Raw genomic sequence first — 4,280 nt, 5'->3', positions numbered from 1 at the left:
AACGTCCCGCTACTACAGCGGGTTTGGGACTAAATCAAGCCCATTCCTCGGATTTGCCAAATCATTCAAACACAAAACCATTATTCCATTAAGCCAATTGCCCAAATCCGTTGTAGTAGCTGTTACCGGCTGGCTTTTATCGACTTTTATAAAGTGGTTCAGGAGAATTCCAAAACATATCTTTGCCAATTTCGGTTAATTTAGTTTGCTTGGATTTATATGCTCCAATATGTCTGGCAGTTTTATAGTTTACTATTTTCCAATCCTCATCTTCAGTACGCAATTTAATTCTGTTTTTATCTTCTCTTTGCCATTCAAAATCATAACAGGTTTCAGATTGACTTTCCCAATAGTAACTTTTTCCTTTTCCATCTTCAAAAAAGTGTAAACTCCATCCAAAAATGACTATTAGTCCTGAACCATCATCATATTTATTCCAAATTCCTATTAGTTCATCTTTTTTTCTGAGAAACTGCGTTAGTATTTTCAGCATAATTTCTGTGTAATGTTAGGTCAATGCTTGCCGGTAACGTCCCGGTACTACAGCGGGTTTGGGACTAAATTAAGCCCATTCTTCGGATTTGCCAAATTATTACAAATACAAAACCATCTTTCCATTAAGCCTATTGCCCAAATCCGTTGTAGTAGCTGTTGTGCGATTGTGCTTTTCATTTTATTTTTTAAATAATTCTATCTTAAAAAAACCTAAATTCTTTCTATCTTTTCCATAACTTGTTACTAGTGTCAAATAAAATGTTGTGTCGTCTTTCCAAAAATTATCTCCCATAATACAAAGCCATTTTTTAGTTTGTTTTTCAAATTCTGTATCTAATTGAATAATTTTTTCAAATTCATTTTTTGTTTTTTTCTGAATAAAATATGAGGAGCATTCTTGTCCATCATAATGACCATTTATACGAAAAATTTTATTAGGTGACGTTTTTATATAATCTGGATTTCCTGTTAATTCTGTTTCTTGTCCATTTATTAAATTGAAACTTACATCTGTGGTGTGTCCTCCTTCACAAAGTAAAATGTTTTCGCTCGGGAAATATGCTTTAAAAGAACAGTCGTCTAATTCAAAATACGATTTATGTGTAGGTTTACGATTATTTATAAAATTAATTTTTTTGACCATTGGATAATCAATATCTTTTTCATCAAATTCAACAATTCCAATAAGCAGTTTTTGTGCAACTTTAAAGTCGGTAATTTTTTTGATTTCACTATTTTGACTATTTACTTTTTCCTTTTGAAGGTAATATTGTACCGAGTCGATTTGCTCCACTATAATGCTATATTTCCCATCTTCTTCATAAAAATCGGTTTTTTTTTTATTTGTCTTTATTGAAATGTTATCTTCGTTTAGAAAGGATTTCTCTTTTGCCTTTTCTGTTTTCTTTTCACATGATTGAAAAATTAAGATAATTGCAAAAAGGAATGTAAATGTTTTTTTCATTTTTTCTATCGTTTCAATTTTTGACGGCTGTTGGTTTAGCATATCGCACAACGTCTTGGTACTACAGCGGGTTTGGGGCTAAATTAAGCCTATTCCTCGGATTTGCCAAATCATCCCAAATACAAAACAATCTTTCCATTAAGCCAATTGCCCAAATCCGTTGTAGTAACTGTTAGGCGTAGTTTACTTGAAGTATTTTATTCTCTTTTCTTCTTCGGGTTTCAAAAACTGATGAGGACTTGTTCCTCTCAAAATAATATGATTTTTGTTTTCAAACGGTGAACCATTAATATAGTCAACTACAATATGTGGAGGCTCATGATATGCGTCACCAATTTCGTCAACCAATACAATTCTATCAAAATGTATTGCTTTAAGTTCAATGTGAAAAGCTTGATTATTTGGTTCTACTAAATTCCATTTCTCATATGCTTCTGAAAGATGTTTATCATATTTATCATAAAACTTTTCATCGAGACTCCAAATATTTGGGTATCTCCTGAATGCAATATCAAAGTTTTCAATCATATCCCATTCCCCAGTTTCCCAATTCACATAAGCCAAATACTTTTTTGCGTAAACAGATATACAATCAGCAGGTTGATAACAAGCAGTTTCATAAAATCGCCATGCTAAATTCTTATCATCATGAATTTTTGGATAATCAAACTGTTCAGAGGGTTTTATAAATACTGTTTGATAATCAACAGCATCTATACCGCCAATTACTTTTGTCAACTTTCTTTTTGTTGTTAATCTTGCCATTAAATTTGATTTTAATGAGCGCTTTCTCTTTTGCAATGAAATCCCAAAATAAGCGAAAAGCAAATGGTCATATTTAGGTTGAAAAAGCAAATCTTCGATTTCTGCTTTACCATAAATATAGAATTCTTTAACTCCAAGTTCGTTTAGGGTAAGTTTAAATATATCGCGTGATTTTTTTGAGAAATTTGATGATGAAGCTAAAATATACCCAAAAGGGATTTCAGTTTGCTTACCAATATCGTTACGAATGATAGTTTCTATTTTTTTTGGAGATATGTTTTGTTCGCGTTTGCATTGAATAATCCATACTCTTTCTTCGTCAAAATATTCTGATTCCTCATCATCTGAAGTTTTTACAAAATAGTTTTCTATTGCAAGAATATCAATCCCATCATCCGAACCCAATCTGCCCGTAGCTTCAATAGATTTCCAATCTTTAAAATCATAAATCAATTGACGAATTAAATCTTCAAAGCGATGAGGCTCTAAATCTTCAAAATGTATTGGATTAATTGTTCTTGTTATGCTCATAGTTGTCTTAAATTACGCCTAACGTTCTGGTACTACAGCGGGTTTGGGATTAAATTAAGACCATTTTTCGGATTTGCCAAATCATCCAAATACAAAACCATATTTCCATTAAGCCTATTGCCCAAATCCGTTGTAGTAGCTGTTAGCCGTTCGGTTTTTTATTTAGTTTTCAATAATTAATTCATTACTTGAATTGTCTACTTTTATGGACTTAAATTTTTGGATAAATGATTGACCTAATAATAAATCACTATTTTTTTCACCTATTGAAGCTTCAATATTATTAACTGTAATATTCCCAATTGTTAAACTTTTAATTTTAAAAATTGGTTTTTTAGAAGATGTACCATCAGCAATAGTGAAAGTTTTATAACCAAGAATGTCGCCTTTTGAAATTGTTCCATTTCTAACGAGAACGCTAAATACATCTTCCGGAATTAAAACTACTGAAGCTCCGCTATCTAATATAAAATCTAATCTTACAGAATTATTTATATTTATATTGATTTTATATATTCCATTTTCATATTTGAGTGGAAATCTATTAACTTTATTTTCATTTGTAAAATGTCTTTTTGTATTAGTAATAACTAACATTTCATTAGAACATTTGTTTCTCAACTTATCAACAGATTTTGCAATATAAGTAATTGCATTTGCTCTCATATCTTTTATTTTAAAACTAGAATTGTCTAAAATTTGAAAATCTCTCCAAACTTTGCATTCATCTTTTTCAATTTCTTCTTCAGAGTTGATAAGAAATTTTAAAACACCAAAACTTAATCTTTCTGAATATAATTTTTCATTTTCCTTTAAAATTTGTTTTGAAAGAGTAATATTAGATGTTAAGTATAGATAACTCAAAATGAGCTTATCTTCTATTTTTGGGATTTGTTTAATTTCATTAATATTATATTTATGCTTTAAATAAGTTAAAAATAAATCGCCTGCTTCCATTTCAGCAGGAGAATTAAAAGCATCGACGACTGCCATTTTTTTATCAAAAGTCTCAGAACTACTTAAAAAGACACAAATTTTATTGTCCAAGTCAAAAGCATTTTTTGCATAATTCATAATCTCAAACTCATTGTAAGCTTTATAATAATCAGAATCTGTTAATGGATTTTGACAATAACCTAAAGTTGGTCCAAAAAACAAAATAAAAATTCCGATTATTTGTGACTTACAAAGTGCTAACATGTTCTTGCAATACATAAACATTTGATTTTAATTCTTTGTTAACTTTTTTTAATTCTGAAATTTCATTTTTTAGTTTTTCCATCTCTGAAATTAAATCATTAATTGTCTCGATTAATTCTTTTTCCATTTTTATCTTAGCTTTTAAATTATTATTCAGGTTTTATAGTTCTGTCGTAAACTGACGGCTAACGTCAGTCTGTGAAAAAACTTCGGTTTGATTGTAAACAAATATAGTAAAATAGTGGTGTAAAAACAGGATTTTTCGTATTTTTAAGAATGCAACATATTCTAGGAATTTCCCGCCACCAGATGCGTATTTCAAGTT

At 29.8% G+C, this 4,280-nt stretch carries 5 protein-coding genes; all 5 read right to left on the bottom strand.

Annotated elements, in window-relative coordinates:
* Positions 1 to 136 precede the first annotated feature (136 nt).
* The 5 genes from VLC96_RS14925 to VLC96_RS14905 all read right to left on the bottom strand — a co-directional run bounded on the left by VLC96_RS14925 (position 137) and on the right by VLC96_RS14905 (position 4,082).
* The gene (locus tag VLC96_RS14925) at positions 137 to 493 is read right to left on the bottom strand and encodes a hypothetical protein (protein ID WP_325264167.1); all 357 of its coding nucleotides are present in this window, start codon (positions 491 to 493) and stop codon (positions 137 to 139) included.
* A 180-nt stretch (positions 494 to 673) separates the two neighbouring features.
* On the bottom strand, positions 674 to 1,459 hold the full coding sequence (locus VLC96_RS14920) for a hypothetical protein (protein WP_325264166.1): 786 nt from the start codon (positions 1,457 to 1,459) through the stop codon (positions 674 to 676).
* Between the two features lie 183 nt (positions 1,460 to 1,642).
* Positions 1,643 to 2,755 (bottom strand): restriction endonuclease, encoded by a 1,113-nt coding sequence (locus VLC96_RS14915; RefSeq protein WP_325264165.1) that lies wholly within the window; start codon positions 2,753 to 2,755, stop codon positions 1,643 to 1,645.
* A 162-nt stretch (positions 2,756 to 2,917) separates the two neighbouring features.
* A complete protein-coding gene (locus tag VLC96_RS14910) occupies positions 2,918 to 3,955 on the bottom strand; it encodes a retropepsin-like aspartic protease (protein ID WP_325264163.1) in 1,038 nt (345 codons plus the stop codon).
* A complete protein-coding gene (locus VLC96_RS14905; RefSeq protein ID WP_325264162.1) occupies positions 3,939 to 4,082 on the bottom strand; it encodes a hypothetical protein in 144 nt (47 codons plus the stop codon). Before VLC96_RS14905 ends, VLC96_RS14910 begins: the two co-directional genes overlap by 17 nt.
* Between the last annotated feature and the right edge of the window lie 198 nt (positions 4,083 to 4,280).

The sequence above is a fragment of the Flavobacterium sp. genome (genome assembly GCF_035456085.1).
Taxonomy (GTDB): domain Bacteria; phylum Bacteroidota; class Bacteroidia; order Flavobacteriales; family Flavobacteriaceae; genus Flavobacterium.
The sequence above is the reverse complement of the archived record's forward strand: the minus strand, read 5'-3'. Positions and strand labels throughout refer to the sequence as shown.

Excerpts from the sequence above, each read along its gene's own strand:
- VLC96_RS14905 (WP_325264162.1), bottom strand. The coding sequence starts at position 4,082 with ATGGAAAAAGAATTAATCGAGACAATTAATGATTTAATTTCAGAGATG.
- VLC96_RS14910 (WP_325264163.1), bottom strand. The coding sequence starts at position 3,955 with ATGTTAGCACTTTGTAAGTCACAAATAATCGGAATTTTTATTTTGTTT.
- VLC96_RS14920 (WP_325264166.1), bottom strand. The coding sequence starts at position 1,459 with ATGAAAAAAACATTTACATTCCTTTTTGCAATTATCTTAATTTTTCAA.
- VLC96_RS14925 (WP_325264167.1), bottom strand. The coding sequence starts at position 493 with ATGCTGAAAATACTAACGCAGTTTCTCAGAAAAAAAGATGAACTAATA.
- VLC96_RS14915 (WP_325264165.1), bottom strand. The coding sequence starts at position 2,755 with ATGAGCATAACAAGAACAATTAATCCAATACATTTTGAAGATTTAGAG.